The organism is Vibrio sp. TRT 1302 (assembly GCF_050113875.1).
Taxonomy (GTDB): Bacteria; Pseudomonadota; Gammaproteobacteria; order Enterobacterales; family Vibrionaceae; genus Vibrio.
This window is the reverse complement of sequence record NZ_JBNJOF010000004.1, coordinates 12,429-37,886: the sequence shown is the minus strand read 5'-3', so window position 1 is coordinate 37,886 and position 25,458 is coordinate 12,429. Positions and strand designations below refer to the sequence as shown.

Below are 25,458 nucleotides of genomic sequence, written 5' to 3'. Positions count from 1 at the left end.
TCCATGTCAGAAATAATGCTCATAAATAACAAAAGCCAGCATATAGCTGGCTTTTATATTGAAGTGTTGAGCTTATAGAGCTTTAGAGATTGCGTCTACACTCTCTTTCGCATCACCAAACAACATCTGCGTATTTTCTTTGAAGAACAGCGGGTTTTGAACGCCTGCATAACCTGTGTTCATAGAGCGTTTGAATACGATAACGTTTTGCGCATTCCATACTTCCAGTACAGGCATACCTGCAATCGGACTGTTTGGATCTTCAAGCGCGGCAGGGTTTACCGTATCGTTTGCACCAATTACCAATACTGTATCTGTTTGAGGGAAGTCATCATTGATTTCGTCCATCTCTAACACGATGTCGTAAGGCACTTTTGCTTCCGCAAGTAACACGTTCATATGACCAGGCAGACGACCGGCAACTGGGTGGATACCGAAGCGAACTTCGACGCCTTGCGCACGTAGCTTCTCAGTGATTTCGTGCACTGGGTACTGTGCTTGTGCTACCGCCATACCATATCCAGGAGTGATGATTACTGACTTCGAGTTCTTCAGCATATCCGCCACTTCTTCAGCCGACGTTTCACGGTGCTCGCCCTGCTCTTCATCAGAAGAGATAACCACTTCTTGACCGAAACCACCAGCAATAACGCTGATAAATGAACGGTTCATTGCTTTACACATGATGTAAGACAGAATGGCACCCGATGAGCCGACAAGAGCACCTGTTACAATCAAAAGGTCGTTAGCTAACATAAAGCCCGCTGCCGCCGCTGCCCAACCTGAGTAAGAGTTCAGCATTGAAACAACAACTGGCATATCGGCACCACCGATTGATGCGACCAAGTGATAACCAAATGCAAACGCAATTAGAGTCATCACGATAAGCGCAAACATGCTGCCATCAGCATTAACGAAATGAACCAAAAGCAACGTTGAAACAACGATCGCTGCAAGATTCATTTTGTGTTTATGAGGCAGATTTAGAGGCGAAGAGGAGATAATGCCACGTAGCTTACCAAACGCAACCACCGAACCAGTAAAGGTAACCGCACCGATAAACACACCTAGGAACACTTCCACAAGGTGAATCACATGCTCAGCGTGAGTTGCTGACTCCGGCGCATCAAGATAGCTGTTAAAACCAACAAGAACCGCAGCCATACCTACAAAGCTGTGTAGAATCGCAACCAATTCTGGCATCTCGGTCATTTCAACTTTCTTGGCGAAATGGATACCAATGCCACCACCAATTACCATAGCGATGATGATCCAAACTAGACCTTGAGAGTCTGGACCGAAGATCGTCGCGATCAACGCGATCGTCATACCTGCGATACCATAGTAGTTACCTGATCTCGCAGACTCCTGCTTAGACAATCCTGCTAAGCTCAAAATAAAGAATAATGCAGCAACAATATAAGCTGCTTGTACTAATCCTGCAGACATTCCCTGTTACTCCTTAATCTTTACGGAACATTTCAAGCATGCGCTTGGTAACGGTGAATCCACCGAAGATGTTGATACTCGCGATCAGTACTGCGATAAACGAAAGGAATGATACGACACCATTGCCCTGACCGATTTGCAGTAACGCGCCAACAACGATAATGCCGGAAATGGCATTCGTTACTGACATAAGCGGAGTGTGTAGTGCATGGGTAACGTTCCATACCACGTAGTAACCTACGACGCACGCAAGAACAAACACGGTAAAGTGAGATAGAAACGCCGCTGGAGCAACAGACGCGATCCAAGCAAATGCACCAACTGCAGCAACCAAGCCTGCAATTTTCTTAACTGGTGAAACTGGCTCTTCTACTTTTGGTTGTGGTTTCGCTTTCGGTTGCGCTGCTTTTTGCTCAGGTTGCGCTGAAACTTGAATTGGTGGTGCAGGCCAAGTAACTTCACCTTCCTTAATAACAGTGACACCACGAAGTACAACATCTTCAAAATCGATATTGATGTTGCCATCTTTTTCTTTAGCCAACAGTTTAAGCAGGTTTACGATGTTGGTTGCGTAAAGTTGCGAAGACTGAGTAGGAAGACGACCGACCATGTCAGTGTAGCCTACGACCTTAACGCCATTTGCTGTGGTGATGACTTTGTCTGCAACTGTGTATTCACAGTTACCACCGTTAGCTGCCGCTAAATCCACGATCACGCTACCTGCTTTCATGCTATCTACCATCTCTTTGGTAATTAGCTTAGGTGCAGGACGACCAGGAATAAGGGCTGTAGTAATGATGATATCAACATCTTTCGCCTGTTCAGCGTAAAGCTCAGCCGCTTTCTTGTTGAATTCATCCGACATTTCTTTGGCGTAACCATCGCCAGACCCCGAGTCCTCTTTAAAGTCGACTTCTAGGAACTCAGCGCCCATTGATTGGACTTGCTCTTTAACTTCAGGACGAACATCAAAAGCACGAACAATCGCGCCGAGACTGCCAGCCGCACCGATAGCCGCAAGACCAGCAACACCCGCCCCCGCGACGAGTACTTTCGCTGGTGGAACCTTACCTGCGGCAGTGATCTGACCGGTAAAGAATCGACCAAACTCATGGGCTGCTTCAACGACCGCGCGGTAACCAGCAATGTTAGCCATGGAAGAGAGCGCATCAAGGGCTTGTGCTCTTGAGATACGCGGTACAGCGTCCATCGCCATTACGTTAATGTTTTTGCTTGAAAGCTTTTCCATTAATTCTGGGTTCTGTGCTGGCCAGATAAAACTGATCAAGCTTGCACCATCTTTTAGCAGCGCAATTTCATCATTCTTTTCATCTGAAAGAGGCGCATTGACCTTTAAGATCAAATCCGACTCCCAAACCTGCTCGGTAGAAACGATTTTCGCTCCCGCCGCTTCAAAAGAAGCGTCATCGAAACTCGCTAGTTCACCTGCCCCAGCCTCTACGTTAACTTCGAAGCCTAATTTTAATAACTGCTCGACCGATTTCGGCGAGGCAGCCACTCGCGTTTCACCCGCGAGTATTTCTTTTGGCACACCAATTTGCATTAGCTATTCCTTGACTATCAGCAACAATGATTGTTCTGTTTTTATCCAACGAATTTAGATACTTCAAGCATTTTGTAACAAAAACACAAAATATCATTACATATAACCGTTGGGAATGAATAAACCAGCTGGTTAGATCGTTCAGCAATATGCCACAAATTAGGTCAGAAAAGGTCTAACCAGTTGGGAAAAATTACCATGAAAACAACCGATTATGTAGCATCTAAATACTAAAAAGAGCCATCAGCATAACGACTAATGACTCTCAAGTTTATGATGCTTATCAATTTGCGATAGGATCTTATTGGAAAATGTTGTCGCCCATTTGATCAATGAACATTTGTGCTTTCTTCAACATAAATTCGTTGGCATCGTTCGCACTTGGCAAAACGTCCGAGCGAATAAAGCGATGTGATTTTATCTCTTCACCAAACTGCTTGGTGATTCGCCCTGCTATCCGGTATTGACCACCCTCTGACTGTGCTTCTTGATAGATCAAATACCCCTTATATTCAACAGGTTCTACGGCAACTTCTGGTTGCGCTTTCTGGCCCCCAAACAAGCGAGAAAAAAGTCCCACACACTACTCCTTGGTTAATTACTTCGCCTTGTGCAAAAGTGGTTTTTCGAACCACTCAAGTTCAATGTCATCATCAAATACCTGCTTGCTGAATACTACAGGCACTTCATCTTTCCTATTTTTACGTCGGTCGTCAACAATCATTGTCTTGGCGGCTTCAACAGCCACTGTCGCGTATTGCTTTAAGGTAACTAAACGTTCTTCAGGCAACGCAGACAAAAAATCGATGTCATGGCGAATATATACAGGCCTCAATTGACTCAATGCTAAGCACGCTAGATCAGCCAACTGTTCATGATCAAAGTTTTCAATATAATCTGGCTGGGCTAAAACTTGCCCGACCAAGGTTTCCATATAGTTATGTACGTCAACACTAATCTGCATATAACTCAACTCCCTTTAAGAGTTACCTATCCTAACATTGCTTACTTCATCGCGGCATGTGGTTTTCATAGTGATGAGTAATCAAACACCATTTTTTGAACACAATTCATACACGCCTTAGGTTTTCATAGATAAGTTTAGTAAAAAGCTTGGAAATTCATCAAATAAAAGTATTCTTAACGAGTTATTAATCAACAATTGTTTCTATTCAGGCTAGGTTTCATGTCGTTTTCCGTCGTCACTACAAATTGGTTCCGAATTGCGTTACCTCTGCTATTGCTGACGTTTATCGCCTTCGGCATGGACAATGTAGTGAGACTTACTCAAGCGAACCTCGGTTTCGTCACCAAAATGCCTTTTGTTTTGTTCGCAACGGCTATTTTGCTTGCCAATCCATTTAAACAAAGTCGAATCGCTATGACGGCGAGCGCCCTAGCAGTGGCTTACTGGTTGATCCAAAACCGTTTACAGTCACCTCTGTCTTCTGGCACCACAATCTTAGAGCTTTCTCTGCTGGCTGCACTGCTACCTATCGCCTTAGTTTTAGTGTTCAGTTACAAGGACAGCAATCTGTTCTCACGCTCTTTTGCCATCTACTTGGTTAAGCTCGGTCTTTTCGTACTGTGGTGTTATCTCATTCTGACGCATTTCTACGACGGCGGCTTCGACGACATTAATGAGACTTTTTTGTTTGTGATCCCAACCGTTTCAAAGCTGCCGTTTATTCTCGTAGTCTATCTACTGGCTATGGTGCTGATATTTGCTATCTGTGTGCTGAGTCAAAATCGGATAATCGACGTCGTGCTCTATTCGTCAGCTTTGCTCGCGTCGACCACATTTGTATTTTTCCATATTCCGCATATCTCAAGCACCATGTTCTCGCTCGCTGGCATCTTGCTATTGGTCTACTTGTTGTCTGCCAGTTACGAATTGGCGTTTAAAGATACCTTGACCGATATTCCTGGTCGCCTAGCGCTTGAGTCTGATTTACGTCATCTGGGCAGGCGTTACACCATTGCCATGCTCGACATCGACCATTTTAAATCATTCAATGATACCTACGGGCATGATACCGGCGATGATGTGCTTAAACTTGTTGCGAGTCGCTTACAGCTCGTTGGTGGACGTGCCAAGGTTTATCGCTATGGTGGTGAAGAGTTCACTGTCCTCTTCAAAGGAAAGCTGGCTGACGAAGCACAAGACCATCTTGAATTGCTCAGAGCCTCAATTGAGTCTTACGAAATGACCCTGCGCAATCAGGATTCTCGTCCAAAGAGTGACAAATTAGGGTCTAAAAAACGTGGGCCGAAAAAGAACCAAGACAGCGTGAATGTGACCATCAGTATTGGAGTCGCAGACAGCAGCGAAACCAAGGACGTCTACACGGTAATGAAGAGTGCAGACGCGGCTTTATACAAGGCCAAAAAGTCTGGACGAAATCAGGTCTGTCTCGCCTAGCCTTCAATCTGCCTGATTAAAGAACAGTACAATACTGCCCCCTTTGAGATTACTTCCGTAATTGATATTCAGGCCGATTCCAACGTTATCAATCCAATCCGATTCAAACGGTGGCGTCATTAACCAACCAACAGATCCTTCGTAATAGTATGCGGTGCCAAGTGGTTTGCTGGTATCACCACCAATATCTATTCGTCGAAAGCTACTGTAGATAGATTGAACTGATCGCCCGAAACGGCTGACGTTGTAATAGGCTTCAATCCCATTCGCGCTATACCACCCTTCTGGATTTCCGACTTCTCCATAGTTCGCCTCTCCCCAGCCTTGTCCATAAAAATAGTGGAAAGATGACGACAAATTCCAACTTCCCCATGTGGTGGGTTTGTTGTACTTAAATTCAACATGTGGCTCAACCGATAGTGCCCATGCATCGGTGTTAAAAATGACATTATCTAATGCGGGTTTTACGACATTATTTGAGAAATCACTGCGGTAATCATGATTATTTCTAAAATATTGAAGATGAACCCCAACGCCTGGGGTCACTGTCCAAAAGTCTGTCAGCTGGTATCTATAGCGGTAGGCCGTAAACGCACCTAACACAAACTCGTGCTGATAATCATCTCGATCCTGTTCGCGGATTTCGTAGTCTTGTCTCGAACCAAGTACTGAGAACCGTGTAAAGATTTGGTGTTTATGAACCGCTTCATCATCACTGAGATCAAAGGTGTATGGTAGCGCCGAAACCGCAATTTGCTGACGCAAAAGAACCGACTCCTGTGATCCTATATCTTCGTTGTCGAGATTGAACCACTCGTTTGGGTCAAAATCGTGGACACCAAAGGTAAATACGTCACTATCAGTTAGCACGATTGCCGCTGAAAAAGCTTGTTCCAGATAGGCCTGATACGCTTGGCTTCCCTTCGCACACGCGAATGGTGACACAAGCACTAAAGGCAAGGATACATAGCGAGATAGCCGTGAAACAGACATCGAGACCTGAACTCAATTAGATCAATAATAAGAATAAGTTAACGTCAAAGTTCCGGTTAGGCAATACGAAAATTTGACTATTCTGAACACTTAAATTGATTACGCCCTGACACTTTAGCTTGGTAGAGTAACTTGTCGACAGAGTCATAAAATTCGTCGATACTTTCACGACCGGTAGGAACTTTGCTGAACACACCCTGTGACACCGTCACGTAGCTGGCAATGTCACTGTATTCATGCGCTATATGGGCATTTTCCAACGCATCTTTTATTCTTTGAGCATCGGTGTGCGCTTTGTTTTTATCGCTATGGCCGAGAATTACAACAAATTCCTCACCACCATAACGACCTACGACTTCACCACTTCTTTCGAACAAACCGTTAAGGATCGAAGCAATAGCGATTAAGCAACGATCCCCTTCTAAGTGACCGTAGTTATCGTTGTAAAGCTTAAAGCGATCAACATCGAGTAATATCAAGCTCAATGGCAGTTCATGGCGTCCATGTAACGTGATCATTTCTTGAAGCTTTTCATCGATACAGCGGCGATTTTTCACTTTGGTCAAACCATCTTCTTGAGCGAGTTTGGCGAGTTCTTCGTTGGCTTTGGCGAGAGCTGCGGTTTTCTGTTTCAGTTCACGTCGCATAAAGGCAATGCGTTGCATCGCAACAAGCTTAGAATTTAGGACAATTTTATCAACGGGCTTAACTAGATAGTCATCACCACCAGCCTCAATGGCATTGGCCACCATGCTCGGCTCATCATGCCCACTAAGAAAGATGATGGGAACCCAGTCAGGATAGAGTTCGCGGATTTTCCGAGATACCTGAAAGCCGTTCATGTCAGGCATGGAGATGTCTAAAAGGATCAATTCAGGTTCAAACTCTGGATAGAGCTCAAGTGCACGGGTACCAGAGTCAGCCATTTCAACCGTATGGCCAAGTTGCTTGAGACGAATTGCCAGTTGAATACGTTCCATCTGAACATCATCAACCAACAATATCTTCATGGAAGAACCGGTTATTTCCACTCTATCAATATCCTAGTGCTGGGATCCGCTAATAAATCGTCAAATCTTCGTTTACGCCGGAAAAACAATCAAGAAATCACACGCTTAATAAAAGCATACTCTACCACGGGTTATTCATCCATTGAAGGTTGACTTTTAGCGCCATTTTTTTACGATAGCGCGGTTACTAAATACATTTTAAGAGAAATCATACATGTCTGACGTTAATCAAACAGAACAACCAAAAGTAGACTTAGCAGAAGTATCAGCAGAACTTCGTCAAGTAATTGAGTTTGACCAAGTTCCGGAAGCGATGCACTACATGGTGACGTCAATCCATGAAGTTTCTGAAGAAGCCGTTCGTGAATCTTGGAATGAGCTACCAAACAGCGCACAAAACGTTTTGGATAACTTTGAACAGTTTCATGCACTTGTTTCAGTAAGTCAGGCATTTGCTGGTCTTAATGTAATGGAAGAGTTTCCTTCATTAAACCTACCGAAAGAGATGACTGAAGAGCAAAAAGAAGAGTACCGTGCTCAGCTGCTTGATCAAGTCCTTCACAACTGCGTGAAAGATATGGTGAAGCAAATTAAGAAAGCACGCCGTGACCCTATTCTAAAACGCGACTTTACTGACGTATTCGCGAAATAATAGAGTTAAAAAAACGCCGCTAAATGCGGCGTTTTTTAGTTCGATAACACAATGTCTCTCTGCGTAACACTGACACCTTTGATTTGCGCATAAACGCTCATACCTACGGTCAACGCGAGTTCATCTCTCGCCCAAGCGGTGATTGTTGCACCTAAATAACAGTTTTCAGCTAACTTTAACTGGATAGAGACACTCTGACGATCTTGCCCACTTGAGTATGTTTCAATGCTGGATATCGTCGCCAAAAAGATATTGCGGATTGACGTTCGTTTCGGCTCTTCAAGCATCAATGACACGTCATTTGCCCTAACTTGTAGGCGAACAGGCGCGCCAATGGTTCCATCAACCTTTTGCACCCACAAATTGATACTTGGAGCAAGTTCTACCTTAGATAGAGCGTATTTGGCATTGTGCTCAATAAGGCGCCCCTCGAACAATGAGCTTTGCTCTGAAAAGGACTGCCATGGCTTCATTGCCTTTGAAGACCAGACTTGATCAATTGGACCCGCTACCGCAATTGTCCCCTGTTCTACCACAACCAGATGGTGCGCTAAACGCAAAACCTCGTTCAAGCTATGCGAGACATAGATAATCGGGATCTCAATACTGTGGGCTAACTGTTCCAAATATGGCAACACCTCGCGTTTGCGCGGTAAATCAAGGGATGCGAGTGGCTCATCCATCAATAGAATGCTCGGTTTAGACAATAACGCACGGCCTATGGCAACGCGCTGCTTCTCGCCCCCCGAAAGCTGGTGAGGATAACGGTCAAGCAAGGTTCTGAGCGCTAATAGTTCCACAACGTCATCAAAATGCGCGGGGTCTGCCGACTTAACTCCGTAGGTAAGATTGCGGCTGACTTTAAAATGTGGAAACAACCGAGCATCTTGAAATACATAACCGATGTTGCGTTTGTGTACCGGCTTATTCAACCCCTTTGAGGAGTCAAATAGTGTTTCACCATTTATCACTATGCGACCTTGCGAAGGCGTGGTTAGCCCTGCAATGACATTAATTAATGACGTTTTACCCGCTCCAGAACGGCCAAACACTGCGATGATACCTTTCTCTGGTAAATCGATATCGATATCAAAATTGGTATCACCCAATGACTGCTGGTAGCAAATTTCCAAACTCATAAGTTGCCCCCTAAGCGCTTAGCACCGATTCGGCTTAACCACTCGGAGACCATCAGAGAACTCAACGCGATCGCAATAGAAATAATGCATAAGCGCATCGCTTCCGTTTCAGAGCCGGGAGTCTCGATAAAGTTGTACATCGCCAGCGGGATAGTTTGCGTTTCGCCGGGTATGTTCGATACAAAACTGATGGTAGCGCCAAATTCACCAAGACTGCGCGCAAAGGAAAGCATCGTCCCTGTAATAATCCCAGGAATCGTTAACGGAAGAGTGATGGTAAAGAAGATTCTCACTGGCGAAGCTCCCAGCGTTGCCGCAGCTTGCTCCAACTTGACATCGACACTCTCCAAACTCAAACGAATGGAGCGCACCATTAATGGTAACGAGACAACGATACACGCCAATACCGCCCCTTTCCAACTGAATGAAAAGACAATATCAAACTGTTGATATAGCCACTGACCGATAAACCCTTGCCTACCCATAGAGATCAGTAACAGATAACCGATCACAACGGGCGGCAAAACCAGCGGCAGGTGAACTAAGCTATCGACAACGCTTTTACCAACGAATTGTTTGCGAGCAAGAACCCATGCTATACCAATACCCATTGGGATGAGCCAGATAATGGCAAAAAGTGCCACCTTGAGGCTGAGTAAAAGTGCCTGATATTCGTATTCTGTTAGCACATTCAGTTCCTATTGATTATCGACTTCGAATCCATAGCGTTCCAAAACCTTTCGCGCCTGTTGTGTTCTCATAAACTTCACGAATGCCTCTACTTGCGGCTTAGTATTAAGTTGAGCCATAGGGTAGACAATCGGCGAGTGACTCGATTCAGGGAGGCGAGCAATAATTTTAACTCCCTCACTCATTAACGCATCCGTTTTATAGACGATTCCCAAAGGCACTTCATTACGCTCAACCAGAGCAAGTGCAATGCGAACGTTATTGGTCGGTGCAAGGGATCGCTCTACGGCGGTCCAGATACCTAGACTCTCTAGAGACTCTTTAGCATAGATTCCTGCTGGAACCGCGTTGGTCTGCCCTATGGCGATACGCCCTTTTTGAAGATAGTTTAACCATGAGGCGCTATCATTGATGTTCAGTGAACCTTGGTGGTCAACCGGCGTCACGACGACGAGCTGATTTCGGGCGATGTTAGTTACAGCGTCACCTGATATAACTTTCTGTTCTGTCAGGTAATTCATCCATTTTTCATTTGCCGCTATAAACACATCAGCGGGAGCTCCTTGATGGATTTGTCGAGCGAGAGACGAGGTGCCGGCGTAAACAGAGGTAGCCGAAAACGACGACTGTTTTTCAAACTCACTGACTAATTCGTTCACCGCGTTGGTCATAGATGAAGCCGCATAGATGCGGAGTTTGTCTTGCGCTTGTACTGACACACTCGCGGATAGAAGCAAACTCACGCCAAATGTTGTTAGGAGGTTCTTTATTGTCATTACTTATACAGTTCAGGCCAAAGTTGTTTGAGATCGAGATGTTGTTCAATTGCATCCGCAATTCGGTCAATCGCGCGTTGCTGATTCGCTTTGTGATCGACCTGTGCCACATTGCCAGCTCCTGCCCAACGGAATATGGTGTTGGCCGCTTGCGGGTCATCAAAGATACCATGCAAATAGCTACCAAACACTTGATTGCAATCACTAATCGCTCCATCAACTGTCGATGAGTCCAATACGATTGGTGCTGAACCACACGTAGAAGTGATGCCTGCATGAATTTCATAACCGCTAACCGTCGATGTTTGATCACCTAAAGTCAGCGTTCCTTGGACATTCGTTAACGTCTTATGTGGCTTTAGCTCTGTATCTACCTGCAAATAGCCAAGCCCAACACTTGAGCCTGCCGTACTCTCGATACCAAGTGGGTCGTGTATCCACTCACCCAACATCTGATAACCACCACAGATCCCCATGACTTTACCACCAAGACGTATATGGCGCTGAATATCAGTATCCCAGCCTTGGCTACGCAAGTATTCCAAATCGCTACGTACCGCTTTTGAACCGGGTAATATGACTAAGTCGGCATTGTCTATCCGCTGACCATTTGCCACGTAGCGGAAGTTAATATCAGGGTTTACCCTTAACGCATCGAAATCAGTATGGTTGCTAATGCGCGGCAGGATCGGGACAACAACATTTAAGCGGCTCGTTTCTCCAATCACTTGTTCCACATTAATCGCATCTTCAGCCTCAAGATCAAAGCCGTGCAAATATGGCAAGACACCGATAACAGGTTTACCCGTTTTCTGTTCTAGCCAGTCTAAACCTGATTGTAATAATGAAATATCACCCCTAAAGCGGTTAATCACAAAGCCTTTCACCCGTTGTTGCTCTGATTCCGATAGCAGTGCCAACGTTCCGTATAGGTGAGCGAAGACGCCACCACGATCAATATCAGCGACAATGATGACAGGGACATCCGCTTCCTCAGCAAATCCCATATTAGCAATGTCGTTTTCTCGAAGATTAATTTCAGCAGGGCTCCCTGCTCCCTCAATAAGCACTGTGTCGTATTGTTGCTGGAGAATGGCAAAAGACTCCATAACAATCGGTAAAGCCGTTTTCTTATAGCTCTGATAACCGATCGCATCGACAGTGGTCGTCGCTTTACCCTGAAAAATGACTTGCGCCCCAGTATCGCTTTGAGGTTTGAGTAACACTGGGTTCATATGCACGCTTGATTCAATATTTGACGCCAACGCTTGAACCGCCTGTGCACGACCAATTTCACCGCCGTCCGGCGTTACTGCACTATTTAGTGCCATGTTTTGTGGTTTGAATGGGGCGACGTTGACGCCCTTTCTGGCGAGCACTCGGCATAGACCTGCCACAAGGACACTTTTACCGGCATCTGAGGTGGTTCCCTGAACCATAAGAGCTTTTGAATTGGACTGCATTTGTTTTATCAATCGTGGTTTAGCGTGGAGTCATAATAAACGTTTTTTAACTATTTCCTCAAAAAAATGAACGGAATATGAATCTCATACTCAGCAATGGTTCAAGAAGCGCCTGCTTTAATAGCATCATCGATTTGATACTTACTAGTTAAACAAGGAACACAAAAATGAAAAAAATGATTCTAGCAACGGCAGCCACTCTAATCCTTGCTCCTACTTTTGCAATGGCAAACGACGGACACCAAAAACAATCAAACCGCCTCTCATACACTGGGCCTGTAGAAATCACCAGCGTTGATACCTTGCTTGCTGACACGAGCATGTTTACTGAGAGAAACGTGGTCGTAGAAGGTACATTGTTACGTCAAGTTAAAGGCGATACGTTTATCTTCTCCGACGGTAAAGGTGAGATTCAAGTGGAACTCGATGATGACATCATCATGACCCAGCCAATTAACGAAACCACAAAAGTTCGTCTATTTGGTGAATATGAAGGTGGTAGAACTCCAGAAATTGAAGTGGATCATATCCAAATTCTATAATTAAATGAATTAGTCTCTCGATTAAGTTATTATTTGGCTTGCTTATTGCAAGCCATTTTTTTTAGTCAATTTATTGTTGTTAGTCGGAGACTACATTTGAAAAAGATCATTTTGGCCAGTGCCTTAGCATTCGCAGGTATCAGTGGAAGCGCCCAAGCAAATAATTTCAACTACAACTTCTTCGAAGTCCGTACTGCGATTGGGCCTGAAATGACAGGTGCAGAATTCAGTACCTTCTTCACTGAAAACTCGCATTTTATACTCCGTGCCGATTCCCAATTCGATAAGGACTATGACTTAGCTGGCGGTATTGGCTTCAACGGTCCAATTAGTCAGTTTGCCGATGTTTACGGTCAGCTATTACTTCACCAAGTAAAGTTCACTAAAGAAGCTGGCGGTGAAAGTGAAACTCAAGCTGAAGTGAATATTGGTGTTCGTCTTTGGCTAACTGATCAAGTCGAAGCAACGGCAAGACTTGGCCGTAACGACGATTCATCCGTTGCGCACGCTGGTGTTCGTTTCCATTCGACTCAGCAACTTTCGCTTTCTGCTGAAACGCGCAATAACGGCTTATATGGCCCACAAATCACGATGTCAGTGCGTTTCCAGTACTAACCTTTCGATACAATTGCCAGAATAACAACGCCCAGCTTAATGCTGGGCGTTCTATTTCGAGTCTCAACGTTAGCGAACCACAATCTTTCTTGGCACCAGCTCAACCCCTGGCTGATAACGCTTTGACGCGGCATTAAGGGCAAGTGCCATCGCGCTGTCAGCAATTAGTTCAAATTGCTGCGGCAATGAGTTAATTGGCATTGGAAGAAAATCAAGGAGACGATTGTCACCAAACGTAGCGATTTTAAGCTTACTTGCAAGTTCCGGTCGCTCTAACAGTACATCAAGAACCCCTTCAAGCAGGGTATATGACGTAGTAACAATCGCATCTGGCAACTGACCACTATCACACCAATCACTCAACACCTTTTTGCCATCCGCACGATTAAAGTGCTCACCATAGCCAATGGTGTACTGAGCCTGATGTTGTTTAATCGCCTTTTTGAATCCAAGTTCACGTTCACGAGATATATTCAACTCAGGTAACGCGCCAATAAGGCCGACGTTAGTTACGCCGTCACTTAAGACAGACTTCGTCAATTCGAAAGCTCCACCAAAGTCCTCACTGATCACGCAAGAAAAATGTTCGTCGTCTAAAGGACGGTCAAGTGCAATAACGGGAGTCCCTCGGTTCTGCAAGTCGATGTAATAATCGCTTGCTTCTGGTATGACACTAGCAACAAACAACGCGTCCACTTTTCGACTGACTAACGCATGGACAACACTTTTTTCAGTTTCTGGATCATCATCAGAACATGCGATTAAAATCTGATAGCCCGCTGAGCGAGAGTTTTGCTCCAAGAGTTTGGCTAAACGTGCATAACTGGTGTTTTCTAAATCAGGAATTATCAGGCCAAACGAACGGCTTTGCCCTGCTCTAAGCGTGCTGGCCGCCAGATCTGGACGATAGTTATGCTCATCGACCACAGCCATGACTTTACGCTGTGTTTTCTCACTAATTCTGTATTTTTGAGCCTTACCATTGATTACATAGCTAGCGGTGGTTTTCGAAACCCCTGCCAATTTGGCTATCTCATCCAGTGTCATATCACCAACCTTTGTTCTGTGCGCGAGATCATAATACTTCATAAAGGATCCCTCGATGAGTTGAATTATATGCTGAAACGATTCAGTATAAAAGCTGAAAGGATTCAGCAACACTCATAAAGTGAGCCAAATCACTCAAATATATCGATAGTGAATGTAATAGGTTCCTTATAGCTCAATGAGTTAGAGTTAAATAATGCTGAATCCACATATTTTTGCCTTTTTGCTGAATCGATTCAGCTAATATCAGCAAAAAGCGAGTGACTTTTTGGGCACGATTGACCCTTTTAAAATCCTTAAGGCTGGAGAAGCACCATGCTTAAGTTAGCAAATAGCGACATCACACTGGCTCAAGTAGCAAGTGACAAATTTCAAGCGATTCAAAACATCGCAGCAAGCCTCACTCAAGCAGGTCTTGTAGAACAAGGCTATGTTGAAGGCATGTTGAACCGAGAGAACCAGAACTCGACATTTTTAGGTAACGGCATCGCGATTCCTCACGGGACGACTGACACACGATCAATGGTCAAAACAACAGGCGTTGCTGTACACCACTTCCCTCAAGGCGTTGAATGGGGAGACGGTAACAAAGTTTACCTAGCGATTGGTATTGCTGCTAAATCAGACGAACATCTCGGCATTCTTAAACAGCTGACTAAAGTACTATCCTCGGATGGTGTCGAAGAACGTCTACGCGATGCTAAAAGCGCACAAGAAATTATCGCGTTACTCAATGGTGATGTTCAACTTGAGGCCGACTTCGACGCTTCATTAGTACAACTGCAGTTCCCTGCTAGCGACATGGTTCAGATGAGCGCTGTTGCTGCGGGTCTACTAAAAAACACCGGCTGCGCGGGTCCTGAGTTTGTTGCAGACATCGTATCAAAACAGCCTACGCACCTTGGCCAAGGTTTATGGTTAGTAGGTAGCAATAAGCAAGTCACACGAACTGGCGTATCGTTTGTTTCGACGGCAAATGACTGTGAGTTTGAAGGGCTAAAGGTCCGCGCACTGGTTGCTTTTAGTGCATGTAATAGCGCCCATAGACCTATCCTTAACCAGCTTTCACAAATCGTATTCAACCAGCAACAAAGTCAGCTTATCGACGCTTCTGTTGAACAAGTGCTGTCGCTGCTAACTGGTGAATCTCAGGCTTCATCGCATGTCGAAGAGACAAATAGTGCGGTATTTAAGATCAAAAATACCCACGGTCTACATGCACGTCCAGGCGCTATGTTGGTTGCGGAAGCTAAGAAATTTGAGTCAAACATTCGTGTCGCAAACCTTGATGGTGATGGTAAAGAAGTCAACGCCAAGAGTCTGATGAAAGTTATCGCTTTAGGTGTTAAACACGGTCATCAGCTCAAGTTTTCGGCTGAAGGTGCTGACGCATCAGTCGCATTGGAATCCATCGGTAAAGCAATCGCTTCTGGCCTAGGTGAAGGCTAAGGAAACGGTATGAATCAAGTGAAAACTAACCGAGTGGTAACTATCACGCTAAACCCTGCCCTAGATCTGACTGGCACACTAGACAGATTAAATACTGGTTCGGTAAGTCTTGTTGAAAAAAGCAACCTCCATGCGGCTGGTAAAGGTGTCAATGTCGCAAAAGTACTTAGCGACCTCGGAGCTCATGTCACTGTTACCGGCTTCCTCGGCAAAGACAATCCTGAACTCTTTCAACAACTTTTTGATCAGATCGGTGTGGACAATCAGTTCATTGAAGTCGAAGGCGCTACGCGTATCAACGTAAAACTTGTTGAATCCAATGGTCAAGTCAGCGACATCAATTTTCCTGGCGTACAAGTTACCCCTGCCGATGTGATGCGTTTTGAGCAAACACTTTTCTCGCTCGCTGAGACCCATGACTACTTTGTGTTAGCGGGTAGTTTGCCGGGTGGTGTAAGTGCAGAGCAATGCGCTACTTGGATCGAACAATTGCGACAAAAAGGTAAGAAAGTTCTATTTGATAGCAGTAAATCTGCACTTCGCGCCGGTATCAATGCGCGCCCTTGGCTAATCAAACCAAACGATGAGGAGTTAGGTGATTTCATCGGCCAGCACCTCACTACACCGGAGCAATGCCAAAATGCCGCTCACACTCTAAGCGATAAGGGCATCGAAAACATCGTCGTCTCAATGGGGGCCGATGGTGTGATGTGGCTCAATCAGGGCCAGTGGCTTCGAGCTCAACCTCCCAAAATGGACGTGATTAGCACCGTCGGTGCAGGCGATACGCTTGTGGCTGGCTTGTGTTGGGGACATATGCAATCAATGGAAAAACAAGAATTACTTCGCTTCGCAACTGCGCTATCAGCTTTGGCAGTTAGCCAGGTGGGCGTAGGACTAACCAGTGAGGAACAACTGGAAAACATCAAGCTGCAAACTGAAGTCAGCGAACTTTACCCTAATACGCACTTAGACAAACACTAAGGAACAGAAGGTTATCAGTATGAATATTGCTATTATTACAGCTTGTCCGAGCGGTGTTGCAAACAGCATCCTCGCGGCAGGACTATTAGAACAAGCTGCAGCGAAATTGGGCTGGAAAGCAAAAATTGAATGCCAGTCAAGCGTGATTGAGCCAACCTTACTTAGCAGTGATGATATTGCTCACGCCGATGCCATTATCATCGCGTCGAATACGCCTGTTGATACTTCGCGCTTTGTAGGTAAAAAAGTTTACCAAGCCGAAATAAGCTCTGTTGTTAAAGACGCAACTGCATTTTTGCAAACCGCACTCAACAATGCGCAAACCCTTTCTCAGCCTACAACAGTGGTCGAGAGTTCAGACTATGTTTCGGCTGGCAAAAAGATCGTCGCTATTACCGCTTGCCCAACGGGTGTCGCGCACACTTTCATGGCCGCAGAAGCACTCGAAGAAGAAGGCAAACGTCGTGGTCACCAAATTAAAGTCGAAACTCGTGGTTCAGTGGGTGCAAAGAACCAATTAACCGACCAAGAAATTGCTGAAGCCGATTTGGTTATTATCGCTGCGGATATTGAGGTTCCCCTTGATCGCTTTAACGGTAAAATGATGTACCGCACCAAAACGGGACCTGCACTGAAGAAAACCGCGCAAGAAATGGATAATGCATTTGAGCAAGCATCTATCTACCACCATTCTGGTAATGCAACTTCTTCTGCTACTGATGAGAAAAAAGGGGCGTACAAGCATTTGATGACCGGCGTATCACATATGTTGCCTGTCGTGGTTGCTGGCGGTTTGATCATCGCCCTATCGTTCGTATTTGGTATCGAAGCATTTAAAGAGGAAGGCACTCTTGCCGCTGCCCTAATGACAATCGGTGGTGGCTCAGCATTTGCACTGATGATCCCTGTTTTAGCGGGTTATATCGCCTTCTCTATTGCTGACCGTCCGGGACTCGCCCCAGGCCTAGTCGGTGGTATGTTGGCAAGCTCTACTGGTGCAGGCTTCTTAGGCGGTATTGCAGCAGGTTTTATTGCAGGCTATGCCGCTAAGTTCCTAGCCGATAAAGTATCACTTCCTCAGTCGATGGAAGCACTTAAACCGATTTTGATCATCCCATTCGTTGCGACGCTATTTACTGGCTTGGTGATGATTTACATCGTCGGAGGCCCAGTTGCCGGCATCATGAACAGTCTGACTGATTTCCTCAACAACATGGGCTCAGACAGTGCCGTTCTGCTTGGTGTTCTACTTGGCGCAATGATGTGTTTTGACCTAGGTGGTCCAGTGAATAAAGCGGCTTACGCGTTTGGTGTTGGTCTGCTTGCCTCACAAACTTATGCGCCAATGGCGGCGATTATGGCAGCGGGCATGGTTCCGGCTCTAGGCATGGGACTTGCGACTTTCGTTGCTAAGAATAAGTTTGATCAAAGTGAACGTGAAGCTGGTAGAGCCTCATTCGTACTCGGTCTATGCTTTATTTCTGAAGGTGCGATCCCATTCGCGGCGAAGGATCCGATGCGTGTTATCCCAGCATGTATGGCTGGCGGCGCATTAACAGGTGCCCTATCTATGCTGTTTGGCGCAAAGTTAATGGCACCACATGGCGGTCTATTCGTATTGCTAATCCCTAACGCGATTTCTCCGGTTGTGATGTATCTTGTGGCGATTGCAGCAGGTACTGCGGTTACAGGCCTAGGTTACGCTTTCCTCAAGAATCGCTCAGAATCAAAGCAAGCGACATCAGCAACGGCTTAACTCGATTCATTGCCTCCCCCATACTAGGCATAAGCACCTCATGCGAGGTGCTTTTTTTGTTATGGATTGAGTTAACAATCTACAATTCAATAACATAGCCATATGCAATTACATACTAATTGCATGCATATTTTGACCTGTGCACAGTACGCAGTGCTAATTTGTTGTATAGTGTACGGGTTTTTCCATTAACTTAGCTTATGTACTTCTGAATGCACAAACTCGGTAGCAAACTCTTTATTCAATTCACGCTTGTTTTTTGTGCTATGTCGTTAGTTCCTTTTCTCTATTTCTACACGCAATTCAACCAGTTAAATAGCAAAACTGAACAGTTTGTAGAACAGTTAAACCGTAATAAGCTTGAATATGCAAAAGCAGAGTTGCAAACCTCGCTTCAGCAGATGACATCATCGCTCCGTTACTTGTCAAATAACGGCATGCTCAACCAGACCGTTACCGACCCAAGCAACGAAAATATTGATTCTCTCGAACAGTTTTGGCTTCTTATCGCACGTACGCAAAGCTACTACTCGCGACTTCGCCTAATGGACAATTCAGGTATGGAAATTGTTCGTATCAACATCGGCGAACGTTTTACCGAGATTGTCGATAAAAATTATCTCCAATATAAAGGCGACCGCGATTACTTTCGTTACGCAAAGAACTTAGCTAACAATGACATTGGCCATTATGGCATTGATATAGAGTCAGAAAATGGTCAACCTGTATCTCCGCTTGTTCCTGCTTACCGAATCATTTACCCGCTTACACTTGATGGTGAGCGTAAAGGTTACTTTATCGCTAACCTCGATTTACAGCGTATTTATCGTTCACTCGCGTATAAACGCAATTCAGTGAACCTACCGAATATCGTGACATCAGAAGGCTATTATCTGATGTCGTCAGGTGACGATAAGTTGTTGGGCAACCTCGTTCAAGCTAACGCCAGTTCGAATATCGCGCTTCAATACCCTCGCCTATGGAACAGTTTAAAGTCCAACAGCATTGGCACTATCAAAGACAAGAATGTCTGGCTGTCTTATACAACGGTTGAACTCGACAGCATTGATAAGATCGACACGTTAATCTTCTTTACCAAGACATCTTTGGCAGAGGCACACTCTTTTACCGCAGAGCAACGCAACGATCTTTACTTACAGGCCACGTTTATTACCATAATTCTGTTGCTACTTACGTTTACTTTCGTTACTTGGAATCACAACCACGAAAAGAACAGTATCGACAGTAAAATCGCTCGTGCTGCGATGAACGGGATGTCTGCGATGGTCATCACTGACCGCAATAATAGAATCATTCAGGTCAACGATGAGTTTACCCGCGTTAGTGGCTATAAACTCGAAGATGTGAAAGGCCAGCCACCGTCACTGTTTGCGTCTGGTAAACACCAACAAGAGTTCTACATGAACATGTGGAAAGTCCTCGAAACTAAAGGGCTTTGGGAAGGTGAAGTGGTTAACAAACGACGTGATGGCTCGCTAATTACTGAAATTCTGCGTATTCAAACCGTTAAGGATCGCTACGGCATCATCCAGTTCTATGTTGCCTCATTCGTCGATATTTCGCACCGTAAGGAACTTGAGAACCGCCTAAGAGAGTTAAGTGAAAAAGACGCGATGACGTCACTTTGGAACCGCCGTAAATTCGATTCTGAAATGCAGACACAAGTTCAGCGCACAAAGCGTTACAAAAAGAATGAAGTGACTGCACTCGCCCTACTCGATATCGATCATTTCAAACGCATTAATGACACTTACGGCCACGACCGCGGCGATCAGGTCATTAAATCCGTTGCACAGTCACTGACGCATCATCTGCGTCAAACCGACATTATTGCTCGAATTGGTGGTGAGGAATTCGCTATCATCATGCCCCATACCTCTCTAAGAGAAGCTGAAGTGGTTGTAAACCGACTCCGTACTGCGATCCATCTAGAAAATGAACTCAAGGTGACAGTTAGTGCTGGTTTGACTGAAATATCTGATAGCTCAGAACAGTCATACAAACGAGCCGACATTGCACTCTATGAGTCTAAGTCTTCTGGGCGTAACCGTGTATCAATACTCCCTGCTTGTGAAGCTAGCACGATTGCTTAGTTTTGGTGCATCTATTTGACCTATGATGCACCAATTCGCAACATTGATTTTATAATCCAGCTCTAACTCACTGATCTAACTGGCGTCTCCTTCTTGGCTTAATTCTTGTACTACTCTCTATATCGCCTTTATTGCACTAATATGGAGATTAGAATGCAAGACACTCTCACCGTTATACTCGCAGGGGGAATGGGTTCTCGACTTAGCCCACTCACGGATCACCGCGCTAAACCCGCCGTTCCTTTTGGTGGCAAGTACCGTATCATCGATTTCACGCTGACTAACTGCCTCCATTCAGGTTTGCGTAAAATTTTGGTGCTTACTCAATACAAATCGCATTCACTGCATAAACATCTACGTGATGGATGGTCGATTTTTAATCCTGAACTGGGTGAATTTGTCACCGTTGTTCCCCCTCAAATGCGCGGCGGTGGCAAGTGGTACGAAGGAACCGCAGATGCGATTTATCACAATCTGTGGTTATTAGAGCGCAGCGATGCAAAGCATGTGATTGTGCTATCTGGCGATCATATCTATCGCATGGATTACGCCGAAATGCTTAAAGATCATATTGAAAACAATGCCGCGCTCACCATCGCTTGTATGGGAGTGCCGAGAAAAGATGCGTCTGCTTTTGGTGTCCTCTCGGCGAATCCCGATGGACTGATTGACACATTCAGTGAGAAGCCTGCAAACCCTGATCCAATGCCAGGTGATCCTGATAAAAGTCTTGTCTCTATGGGTATTTACATTTTTGAGATGGAAACTTTGCAAAGAGTTCTAGAGCAAGATGCGGCCAGTGAAAACTCGTCCCATGATTTTGGTAAGGACATCATTCCCAAACTGATCGATGAGCGTAAAGTCTATAGCTATAATTTCTGCTCTGATCGTGGACGTGTTGCAAAAGACTGTTACTGGCGTGACGTTGGCACCATCGACTCGTTTTATCAGGCCAATATGGATTTGCTTGAGCCTATACCTCCAATGAACCTGTATCAGCCAAGCTGGGGGATTCGTACCTACGAACCTCAGTTGCCCCCGGCTCGAACCGTCTCATCTGCCACCGGTAATGAAGGCATTTTCATCAATTCGATTATCGCCAATGGTGTGGTCAATTCTGGTGGTTCAGTACAGCATTCGATCATCTCATCCAATGTTCGCATTGATGATAGCGCAACCATTGTCGATAGTATTCTTTTTGACAGTGTTAAAGTCGGCAAGGGTTGTAGGTTAGTAAACTGCATCATCGATAAACACGTTGTGATCCCCGACAATACAGAGATTGGTGTTGATTCAAAAGAAGACGCGAAGCGTTTCCAAATATCAGACAAGGGTATTGTGGTCGTTCCTGAAAGTTACAAATTTTAGTTAGATTGATCGTATAAGGCCTTGGAATAATCCAAGGCCTTTTTTTTGTTTATAGTGGGCAACTCACCTCTTCCCAGAACCAGTTTGATTGGGTTGGTGATTCCCAAGTTCCAGGGCTGTTTTTCGCGATAAAACATTTATCGTTATAGGTGTATGTATTGCCATTTACAGCTTGGGTCACACCGGGTTCCCACTGCTCTACTGGGCCAGTTGGGTTAGTGCCACCATTGTCACCACCAGTTCCACCATTACCGTCTCCGCCCGCTGAAAGATCTGCAAGAGGTAGATCAGGGTATTCAGCCTTCAATGCATATTCAACCCCGTTGATCTTCACTGTGTAGTTAGCAGGGCCAGAAATTGGTAAGTAATAAACCATGTCTAATTCATAAACCTCACCATTGGCCATGTTTTTCCAGCTTGGTAAAGAGAACGACACGCGATGCATGGTACCATCAAGCCCCCCAATGTTGTCCGCTCTGGTATGTCCAGAAGAGATAACCGCGAGTCCACCGCCCGATTGATCTTTGGCGTTATCCGGCGCTGAGACAGGAATATCAAACTGGAACTCCGTTCCCCCAGGTATGACCTGACCAGTATTGTTGGTAAAGGTCAATTTAGGGTTAATTGGGTAGTTTTGATCCCCGACTTTAAAGCCGCCCACCGTTACCGCTATATCGACGGCTTCTGCTGGCATTGAACTCGTCGCAACTTTATTTCCATAAGGCGTCGCTGTTGCAAATTTGTCGTAGATTGCCTTAGTCATCGTGTTACCCATATGGTACTCACCACTACCGTTAGCACACGCTTGCTCAGTCAGATCGATGGTAGTACGTTGACCATTCGCATCTAGGTTATAACAGTTGTAATCCCCTGCTAATTCCCAGAACATGATTCCACCGATCTCTTTATCTATGACGTAGTCAGCTTTGACGGAAACCGACTGCTCATCTTCGGTTGAGAGGAAGACACTTTTCTCTGCGTTCCATAACCAAGGAGCAACGGCAACCGAATCATAGTTGCGTGTATAAGTACCAACCAGTTGATGCTGCGGATTATTTGGGTCTAGGTTGTATGCCGATGCGTAGCTGCCTAAAATACCATTTTCTAGGTTTTTAGCGTGCCACATTGGACCTGAGCCTGCCCCCATCTCATTCCCTTTCGGGTCAGTATCGTGCCACATATTATCGATACCAATAGCACCGTTACCGCAATTGTTGCTTTCACCTTCACCGGTACCTTCAGGACATTCGGCCTGATTTGGCAGTGCTGCTCGGCCCCATAGACCATTCGTCCCACCAGTTACACCCTGCCAACCGCGTGTATAGTAAGGTACGCCGATATTGATTCGGCCAGCGGGCATTGAACCACGGAAATAGTGGTATGCCCAATCGGTGTTAAGATAGCCTATACCACCGTACTGAGCCGTGTTGTAAACGTTCCATTGCGCCAACTCTGAATCTTCACCAGTGTCATACAGTGCGGCATTGTGACCTACATGATCATTCCATGCCCCGTGCAAGTCGTAAGACATAATGTTGACGTAGTCGAGGTACTTGGTCACATCAAATGTTTCCATGCCGCGTAGCAGGTACCCAGAGGAAGGCGCGGCAATGGTGAGCATGTAGTGCGTACCATCCTGAGCTGAAGCTGCATCGAGTTTTTGACGAAGCACCTTCATCAATACTTGGTACGATGCCCATAAGTATGGACGGCGTGGTTCCATAAAATCTTTATCATATGGGTTACCTGCACCAGCCATAGAGGTTGGATATTCATAATCAATATCTAAGCCATCAAAACGGTAGGTACGCATCATTGCCACCGCAGAGTCGACAAACTTTTCTATACCTGCGTGGTTAATTGAGCCGTCAGCATTCGTGGTCATCGCGTAGAAACCTCCGTCAGCGACGCGATTTCCATCAGCACCAAAATGACCGCCAGTTTCTGCCCAACCACCAATCGAAATCAAGGTTTTAACGCCATAGCGTTCCTTGTATGTAGCTAGTGCACCAAAGTGGCCTTTGAAGCCAAGAGTTGGGTCAATATCGACGCCTTCCCACTCTTTACCAGTCGCGGCATTATTCGGATCGTTGACATCACCCAGATTGACTTTTCCATCCGAGCCAATCCCTACAAACGCATAGTTAATATGAGTAAGCTGTTCCCACGGAATATCTTTCACCAAGTAAGCGGATTGAGGATCATCTCCCGCGCGCCAACTGGTAAAGTAGCCAATAACTCGGCGTGGATGATCCGCGCCCATTAATTCGCGTCCATCCTCGTCGTACTTGGTACAATATGGCACATTGATGCCTTCCGTTTGATACAAACCGTCAGGTCGACAGTTCGCTACCGTTGGTTCACCGTTGACCACCAGCGAAGTCGTTGTTGAATTGGTTGTGGCGCCTAGGTTATCGGTCGCCCTAGCATAAACAGGCAAACTACCCGCTTGGCTCGCGGTGTAGTTAAGTACATATGGTTCAGTAGTGACAGTTCCTACAAGTGTCCCAGAGACAAAGAAGTCTACCTTATCGATCGTACCATCTGAGTCAGCAGCATTGGCGGTAAGGGAAACTTGTGCCCCCTGATCAACAACTTCATTCGACAATGAGATATTTATTGTCGGTGCAATATTATCTGGCGTGGTTGAGCTGACGTTAACTTGAACGCTGCTAAGTTGGCTCTTAACGCCAGCGTCATCATAAGATGCTGCGTTAATTTGGTGCACTCCAGATGTTGCAACCCAAGTTGATGTATAAGGAGCAACGCTGACCTCTGCCACTACTACGCCATCGACGACAAACTCAACTTTGCTGATTGTTCCATCTGGATCTGCTGCGTTGGCAGACAGAGTGACAACGTCACCTTCCGTAATCACATCACTCGCTTGCGGTTGAGTTAATTCCACAGTTGGAACTTGATTATCTCCTCCTGAAGTACAGCTGCCTAACTCACTCCAGTAGTCCCACTGGCTCGATGAGTTTAACGCGGGGTCATTGTTCCTCGTCCAATAATTAGCCTGATATCCTTTGCCCTGATACTCAACTTGGTCGCCGCCTGAATAGGCAACGGTAGAGTCCCAACCAACTAGAGTCGTACAATCTATCGCTGCGTAGCTGTTAAACGCCATTAAGCATGACGCACTTAACGAGCTAAGCGTGAACACGCGTTTAATTGTGTTCGGTTTAGATGTATGCATTTCCCGTAATCCTTAACTTGTTGTTTCACAATTAGATTTATTTGTAGTTAATGCTGAAGGACTTAAAATCCTCAGTAAAATAACACTAGATAAGATTGGAAAATTCGCACGAAGATTATCGTAATACTCCAAATTGACTCGCAATATGGAATGTTGTACGTGCAACAAGGCGACACTTAATTTGCATCGATAACTAATTTTTGATTTATTTCACCAGAAAAAAATA

Annotated in this window: 21 protein-coding genes; 9 read left to right on the top strand and 12 right to left on the bottom strand. The window is 45.4% G+C overall.

Features of this window, described 5'->3' with window-relative positions; all coding sequences use genetic code 11:
- Positions 1 to 72: 72 nt before the first annotated feature.
- From pntB to ACQEXP_RS07265, 4 genes are all read right to left on the bottom strand, one after another.
- A complete protein-coding gene (pntB, locus tag ACQEXP_RS07280; RefSeq protein ID WP_138970609.1) occupies positions 73 to 1,449 on the bottom strand; it encodes a Re/Si-specific NAD(P)(+) transhydrogenase subunit beta in 1,377 nt (458 codons plus the stop codon).
- Between the two features lie 13 nt (positions 1,450 to 1,462).
- Positions 1,463 to 3,013, bottom strand: a complete 1,551-nt coding sequence (locus ACQEXP_RS07275; RefSeq protein WP_426969102.1) for a Re/Si-specific NAD(P)(+) transhydrogenase subunit alpha — start codon at positions 3,011 to 3,013, stop codon at positions 1,463 to 1,465.
- A gap of 301 nt (positions 3,014 to 3,314) precedes the next feature.
- Positions 3,315 to 3,593: an HlyU family transcriptional regulator gene (locus ACQEXP_RS07270; protein WP_269378460.1), complete on the bottom strand. Its 279-nt coding sequence runs from the start codon at positions 3,591 to 3,593 to the stop codon at positions 3,315 to 3,317.
- Positions 3,594 to 3,611: 18 nt separating this feature from the next.
- Positions 3,612 to 3,977, bottom strand: a complete 366-nt coding sequence (locus tag ACQEXP_RS07265; protein ID WP_269378459.1) for a late competence development ComFB family protein — start codon at positions 3,975 to 3,977, stop codon at positions 3,612 to 3,614.
- A gap of 222 nt (positions 3,978 to 4,199) precedes the next feature.
- Here ACQEXP_RS07265 and ACQEXP_RS07260 point away from each other — a divergent pair, with 222 nt between their 5' ends.
- A complete protein-coding gene (locus tag ACQEXP_RS07260; RefSeq protein ID WP_426969101.1) occupies positions 4,200 to 5,435 on the top strand; it encodes a GGDEF domain-containing protein in 1,236 nt (411 codons plus the stop codon).
- A 3-nt stretch (positions 5,436 to 5,438) separates the two neighbouring features.
- Here the strand turns inward: ACQEXP_RS07260 and ACQEXP_RS07255 are convergent, their stop codons facing one another.
- Entirely contained in the window at positions 5,439 to 6,428 is a 990-nt protein-coding gene (locus ACQEXP_RS07255; protein ID WP_426969099.1) for a Solitary outer membrane autotransporter beta-barrel domain, read from the bottom strand.
- A 77-nt stretch (positions 6,429 to 6,505) separates the two neighbouring features.
- Entirely contained in the window at positions 6,506 to 7,438 is a 933-nt protein-coding gene (locus tag ACQEXP_RS07250) for a GGDEF domain-containing response regulator (protein WP_426969472.1), read from the bottom strand.
- A gap of 214 nt (positions 7,439 to 7,652) precedes the next feature.
- Between ACQEXP_RS07250 and ACQEXP_RS07245 the strand changes: the two genes are divergently transcribed.
- A complete protein-coding gene (locus ACQEXP_RS07245; RefSeq protein ID WP_138970615.1) occupies positions 7,653 to 8,090 on the top strand; it encodes a DUF3069 domain-containing protein in 438 nt (145 codons plus the stop codon).
- 35 nt (positions 8,091 to 8,125) lie between these two features.
- Here the strand turns inward: ACQEXP_RS07245 and modC are convergent, their stop codons facing one another.
- Genes modC through ACQEXP_RS07225 form a run of 4 tightly spaced genes read right to left on the bottom strand, consistent with a single transcriptional unit; the run spans position 8,126 to position 12,158 of the window.
- Positions 8,126 to 9,229: a molybdenum ABC transporter ATP-binding protein ModC gene (gene modC, locus ACQEXP_RS07240; RefSeq protein ID WP_426969098.1), complete on the bottom strand. Its 1,104-nt coding sequence runs from the start codon at positions 9,227 to 9,229 to the stop codon at positions 8,126 to 8,128.
- Complete coding sequence (gene modB / locus ACQEXP_RS07235) at positions 9,226 to 9,924, bottom strand: molybdate ABC transporter permease subunit (protein ID WP_426969470.1); 699 nt, start codon at positions 9,922 to 9,924, stop codon at positions 9,226 to 9,228. Before modB ends, modC begins: the two co-directional genes overlap by 4 nt.
- A 3-nt stretch (positions 9,925 to 9,927) precedes the next feature.
- Entirely contained in the window at positions 9,928 to 10,695 is a 768-nt protein-coding gene (gene modA, locus ACQEXP_RS07230) for a molybdate ABC transporter substrate-binding protein (RefSeq protein WP_426969096.1), read from the bottom strand.
- Positions 10,695 to 12,158: a cobyric acid synthase gene (locus ACQEXP_RS07225; protein WP_426969094.1), complete on the bottom strand. Its 1,464-nt coding sequence runs from the start codon at positions 12,156 to 12,158 to the stop codon at positions 10,695 to 10,697. Before ACQEXP_RS07225 ends, modA begins: the two co-directional genes overlap by 1 nt.
- A 167-nt stretch (positions 12,159 to 12,325) precedes the next feature.
- On the opposite strand from ACQEXP_RS07225, the gene ACQEXP_RS07220 reads away from it, so the two are divergent.
- The gene (locus tag ACQEXP_RS07220) at positions 12,326 to 12,700 is read left to right on the top strand and encodes a YgiW/YdeI family stress tolerance OB fold protein (RefSeq protein WP_426969092.1); all 375 of its coding nucleotides are present in this window, start codon (positions 12,326 to 12,328) and stop codon (positions 12,698 to 12,700) included.
- Positions 12,701 to 12,796: 96 nt separating this feature from the next.
- Positions 12,797 to 13,315 carry a hypothetical protein gene (locus ACQEXP_RS07215; protein WP_269378452.1) on the top strand — a complete coding sequence of 173 codons (519 nt, stop codon included), beginning with the start codon at positions 12,797 to 12,799 and terminating at the stop codon, positions 13,313 to 13,315.
- Between the two features lie 69 nt (positions 13,316 to 13,384).
- Here ACQEXP_RS07215 and cra read toward each other — a convergent pair whose 3' ends face one another.
- Entirely contained in the window at positions 13,385 to 14,362 is a 978-nt protein-coding gene (gene cra / locus ACQEXP_RS07210; protein WP_426969468.1) for a catabolite repressor/activator, read from the bottom strand.
- Positions 14,363 to 14,677: 315 nt separating this feature from the next.
- Here cra and fruB point away from each other — a divergent pair, with 315 nt between their 5' ends.
- From fruB to glgC, 5 genes are all read left to right on the top strand, one after another.
- A complete protein-coding gene (gene fruB, locus ACQEXP_RS07205; RefSeq protein ID WP_426969091.1) occupies positions 14,678 to 15,811 on the top strand; it encodes a fused PTS fructose transporter subunit IIA/HPr protein in 1,134 nt (377 codons plus the stop codon).
- Positions 15,812 to 15,820: 9 nt separating this feature from the next.
- Positions 15,821 to 16,795 (top strand): 1-phosphofructokinase, encoded by a 975-nt coding sequence (pfkB, locus tag ACQEXP_RS07200; protein ID WP_269378450.1) that lies wholly within the window; start codon positions 15,821 to 15,823, stop codon positions 16,793 to 16,795.
- A 19-nt stretch (positions 16,796 to 16,814) separates the two neighbouring features.
- Positions 16,815 to 18,551, top strand: coding sequence for a PTS fructose transporter subunit IIBC (gene fruA, locus ACQEXP_RS07195; RefSeq protein ID WP_426969090.1), 1,737 nt, complete (start codon positions 16,815 to 16,817; stop codon positions 18,549 to 18,551).
- Positions 18,552 to 18,763: 212 nt separating this feature from the next.
- Complete coding sequence (locus ACQEXP_RS07190) at positions 18,764 to 20,665, top strand: sensor domain-containing diguanylate cyclase (RefSeq protein WP_426969088.1); 1,902 nt, start codon at positions 18,764 to 18,766, stop codon at positions 20,663 to 20,665.
- Between the two features lie 153 nt (positions 20,666 to 20,818).
- The gene (glgC, locus tag ACQEXP_RS07185; protein WP_269378447.1) at positions 20,819 to 22,033 is read left to right on the top strand and encodes a glucose-1-phosphate adenylyltransferase; all 1,215 of its coding nucleotides are present in this window, start codon (positions 20,819 to 20,821) and stop codon (positions 22,031 to 22,033) included.
- Positions 22,034 to 22,082: 49 nt separating this feature from the next.
- On the opposite strand, the gene ACQEXP_RS07180 is transcribed toward glgC, so the two are convergent.
- Complete coding sequence (locus ACQEXP_RS07180; RefSeq protein WP_426969087.1) at positions 22,083 to 25,232, bottom strand: chitinase C-terminal domain-containing protein; 3,150 nt, start codon at positions 25,230 to 25,232, stop codon at positions 22,083 to 22,085.
- Positions 25,233 to 25,458: the final 226 nt, after the last annotated feature.

Coding starts and splice junctions, on each gene's coding strand:
- modA (WP_426969096.1), bottom strand. CDS start 10,695: ATGACAATAAAGAACCTCCTAACAACATTTGGCGTGAGTTTGCTTCTA.
- ACQEXP_RS07245 (WP_138970615.1), top strand. CDS start 7,653: ATGTCTGACGTTAATCAAACAGAACAACCAAAAGTAGACTTAGCAGAA.
- pfkB (WP_269378450.1), top strand. CDS start 15,821: ATGAATCAAGTGAAAACTAACCGAGTGGTAACTATCACGCTAAACCCT.
- fruB (WP_426969091.1), top strand. CDS start 14,678: ATGCTTAAGTTAGCAAATAGCGACATCACACTGGCTCAAGTAGCAAGT.
- ACQEXP_RS07190 (WP_426969088.1), top strand. CDS start 18,764: ATGCACAAACTCGGTAGCAAACTCTTTATTCAATTCACGCTTGTTTTT.
- pntB (WP_138970609.1), bottom strand. CDS start 1,449: ATGTCTGCAGGATTAGTACAAGCAGCTTATATTGTTGCTGCATTATTC.
- glgC (WP_269378447.1), top strand. CDS start 20,819: ATGCAAGACACTCTCACCGTTATACTCGCAGGGGGAATGGGTTCTCGA.
- modC (WP_426969098.1), bottom strand. CDS start 9,229: ATGAGTTTGGAAATTTGCTACCAGCAGTCATTGGGTGATACCAATTTT.
- fruA (WP_426969090.1), top strand. CDS start 16,815: ATGAATATTGCTATTATTACAGCTTGTCCGAGCGGTGTTGCAAACAGC.
- ACQEXP_RS07225 (WP_426969094.1), bottom strand. CDS start 12,158: ATGCAGTCCAATTCAAAAGCTCTTATGGTTCAGGGAACCACCTCAGAT.
- ACQEXP_RS07255 (WP_426969099.1), bottom strand. CDS start 6,428: ATGTCTGTTTCACGGCTATCTCGCTATGTATCCTTGCCTTTAGTGCTT.
- ACQEXP_RS07250 (WP_426969472.1), bottom strand. CDS start 7,438: ATGAAGATATTGTTGGTTGATGATGTTCAGATGGAACGTATTCAACTG.
- ACQEXP_RS07265 (WP_269378459.1), bottom strand. CDS start 3,977: ATGCAGATTAGTGTTGACGTACATAACTATATGGAAACCTTGGTCGGG.
- cra (WP_426969468.1), bottom strand. CDS start 14,362: ATGACACTGGATGAGATAGCCAAATTGGCAGGGGTTTCGAAAACCACC.
- ACQEXP_RS07220 (WP_426969092.1), top strand. CDS start 12,326: ATGAAAAAAATGATTCTAGCAACGGCAGCCACTCTAATCCTTGCTCCT.
- ACQEXP_RS07260 (WP_426969101.1), top strand. CDS start 4,200: ATGTCGTTTTCCGTCGTCACTACAAATTGGTTCCGAATTGCGTTACCT.
- ACQEXP_RS07275 (WP_426969102.1), bottom strand. CDS start 3,013: ATGCAAATTGGTGTGCCAAAAGAAATACTCGCGGGTGAAACGCGAGTG.
- ACQEXP_RS07180 (WP_426969087.1), bottom strand. CDS start 25,232: ATGCATACATCTAAACCGAACACAATTAAACGCGTGTTCACGCTTAGC.